The organism is Vibrio sp. 10N.247.310.17, assembly GCF_041466605.1.
GTDB lineage: Bacteria > Pseudomonadota > Gammaproteobacteria > Enterobacterales > Vibrionaceae > Vibrio > Vibrio tasmaniensis_A.
The window spans coordinates 1-2,230 of sequence record NZ_JBFSTC010000195.1 but is presented as its reverse complement, the minus strand read 5'-3'; the positions used below and the strand labels follow the sequence as shown (position 1 = coordinate 2,230).

The following is a 2,230-nucleotide window of genomic DNA, read 5'->3' as shown; positions in this document are numbered from 1 at the left end:
TGATCAGATCGTAGGTTCTTGATTTAGTTCCATTGAATTACGCAACAAAGCCCTTTAGATTGGTGCAATATAGAAGATCATGATAATGATGAAGTTGGTCTTTGCGCGTCATTAGAAATAGCAAATATAGGTCTCGCTTCAGCCATTGATGTTAAGTTTATATGGGATATTGATTATGATGATTTTATAAAAGAAACATTGATGGTTGCTAGAAAAAGTTTGGTTGCGTGGGATATAGTTATAAATGGAGAGGAAGAACTAGTATTTCGCTATAAAGATGAAGAATTAATTTTGGATGCGGGATTTTCAATACCGAAAAAACAAGCCATATTGCCTTTGTCACAAAATGGTGTTGAGACTGAGCTAACCATACCGGATGCATATTTAACATTGGTTTCACTTTATTGCGCTTTACAAGCTAAGAATAAAGTTGAAAAAGTCAATTTACCGTGCAAAAATTTATTTTTAGAAATATATTATAAAGATATTAACGGCGTTGAGTATTTTGACAAAGTTATGTTTCTATTTAACATCTGGCACTACGCAATTGAAGACAATTCTACAAATATTAAAGACATCATGGCTTCGATCGATGCTGTTCGTTATGAATCTCATTCATAAGCCTTTAAGCCATTTTATGTATGTTTGCGGTCTTCTAGAGGCCGCTTTTTTGTATCCCCTACAATGTGTTTAAAGTGACTGTTTCTAGTGCTAAGAATCCAACACAGCGCCCACGCTTTTACCCCTACAGCGGCCACATAAAGTAAACCTAAGATAGCCCATTCATACCACATTGTTTGTTCCCCTGTTTCCACCTGATTCGTTGTGTATCGTTTCAATCCACATTTGTGTGTTACGCGGTGTGTTACTTTTGCGAAAAATAGTTAGACACATTCACGCAAGTTTATGTTTTTAAAAAGTTTTTTAAAGTAAGCAGGCTTACGGTAGAAGTGAATGTCTAATATACTAGTCACTTGTAACACATAACATTACTGCGGAGTAGGTCACAAAGCTAGATAGGCCGGGGCGTAGCGGGGGATTTGCGTAACACATGCAATGACTAACTATGCACGGTCCTGCCATTGTGTTACGCAAGTGGCAGGACTTCTAAAAGTTTTAGTGCTTTAGATCACCTTTTTTTACTTCTTATTGTTTGAATCTTTTGGCGGAGACGGAGCTTTATCTTTGAAGAATTCCGTACCCGGTCTTGTCGGTGGCGGTGGCGGTGGTGGAGATTTTTTCTGTGCCATATAGCACTCCTTTAATTGATTGCTCTTCGATTAAAATAGGTTTTGATGGGTGTGTTAAATCTAGTTTAAATCCTATAAAAATAATTCCAGCTAATGCAAAGGGAGCAATTGATAAAGTTAACCATTTAATTGCCATATAACAATTCTCACCTCTTATCTTATTTTTTATGAAGTTTTGACTTGTGCATTCATTCAAGTCATCTAATAGCCCTTTATTTAAATCACATTTAATTTCCTCTTCTGTTTTTTCAGGGGCATAATCTTCACACCATTTTTTGTAATTAATTCTAGAATTTTCAATTTTTATTGGATTAATTAATTTTTTATAGTTGACGCCAAAAGATTCTGGAACGGAATAAGATAAACTTTTTACAACAAACAATGCGGCTATAGACATTAAATTACAAAATATGAAAGAAAAAATAATGTTACTTTCAAAATCTAGCATTCTTACCATATAAGAACCAATACTTACATAGGCAAAAGTAAAACCAATTACAGTCTGTAATCTAAGGTCGATTTTTTCTTTCGTTTCTAGTTCGTGATAATACTGTTTTTCATAGAATATGAATTTATGATCGTTGTACATTCCTTTGCTATTTCTCTCGGCTTTTAACTAAGGTTTGAATTGTATCATTTTGTGCCAGTGCAAGACCACACAGACACCACGCTTTTACCCCTAAGACGATCACATAAAGTAAACCTAAGATTGTCCATTCATACCACATCGCTTGTTCCCCTGTTTCTGCCTGATTCGTTGTGTATCTTTTCAACTCAGAATTATGTGTTACGCAGTGTGTTACTTTTGCTTAAATTAGTTAGACACATGCGCGCAAGGTATTGATTTTGAAAGAGTGTTTTAAGTTAGCAGGTATACGGTAGAGAGTCCTTGTAAAATTCCGTCTAACATAATGTTATCCCTACCAAAGCGGTGTTTTTCAAGGTAGTTGTCATCATTTGCTTGCTTATTAAGCAGCTTC

At 35.2% G+C, this 2,230-nt stretch carries 3 protein-coding genes; 1 reads left to right on the top strand and 2 read right to left on the bottom strand.

What is annotated here, in order from left to right:
* The first annotated feature begins 201 nt into the window (after positions 1-201).
* Positions 202-621, top strand: a complete 420-nt coding sequence (locus AB6D80_RS24725; protein WP_372189906.1) for a hypothetical protein — start codon at positions 202-204, stop codon at positions 619-621.
* 558 nt (positions 622-1,179) lie between these two features.
* Here AB6D80_RS24725 and AB6D80_RS24720 read toward each other — a convergent pair.
* Both AB6D80_RS24720 and AB6D80_RS24715 read right to left on the bottom strand, forming a co-directional pair.
* Complete coding sequence (locus AB6D80_RS24720) at positions 1,180-1,839, bottom strand: hypothetical protein (protein ID WP_372189905.1); 660 nt, start codon at positions 1,837-1,839, stop codon at positions 1,180-1,182.
* A 7-nt stretch (positions 1,840-1,846) separates the two neighbouring features.
* The gene (locus tag AB6D80_RS24715; protein WP_372189904.1) at positions 1,847-1,978 is read right to left on the bottom strand and encodes a hypothetical protein; all 132 of its coding nucleotides are present in this window, start codon (positions 1,976-1,978) and stop codon (positions 1,847-1,849) included.
* Between the last annotated feature and the right edge of the window lie 252 nt (positions 1,979-2,230).

What these genes read in the sequence shown, in the direction of transcription:
- AB6D80_RS24725 (WP_372189906.1), top strand. Translation starts at nt 202, where the DNA reads ATGGTTGCTAGAAAAAGTTTGGTTGCGTGGGATATAGTTATAAATGGA.
- AB6D80_RS24720 (WP_372189905.1), bottom strand. Translation starts at nt 1,839, where the DNA reads ATGTACAACGATCATAAATTCATATTCTATGAAAAACAGTATTATCAC.
- AB6D80_RS24715 (WP_372189904.1), bottom strand. Translation starts at nt 1,978, where the DNA reads ATGTGGTATGAATGGACAATCTTAGGTTTACTTTATGTGATCGTCTTA.